Below are 257 nucleotides of genomic sequence, written 5' to 3'. Positions count from 1 at the left end.
GTACCCTGCCGCGGCGGGCGTGGCGGCTTCGACATCCATCCCGCGTTCAATGCGGATCCGCAGCGGCTCGCGCGCGTCTCGACCTTCGTCGATACCGAGTTCCTGCCGCAATTGAAGGGGCTCGCCACCTGCTCCAACGGTGCGCTGTGCCGCGACCCCGAAGCTGATCGCATGACCTTCGTCGATACGCATCAGGCCGCGTTCGCTGATCACGGCTTCTGCGCCCATGCCGGAAACGATCCCGAGTTCGACCGCAC

1 pseudogene is annotated in these 257 nt (G+C 66.1%); it reads left to right on the top strand.

Annotated elements, in window-relative coordinates:
• A pseudogene (locus AC0L3U_RS39700) lies at nt 1–257 on the top strand (hypothetical protein); the annotation flags it as partial.

This window comes from Bradyrhizobium sp. Kon69, assembly GCF_055807515.1.
The sequence above is the reverse complement of the archived record's forward strand: the minus strand, read 5'-3'. Positions and strand labels throughout refer to the sequence as shown.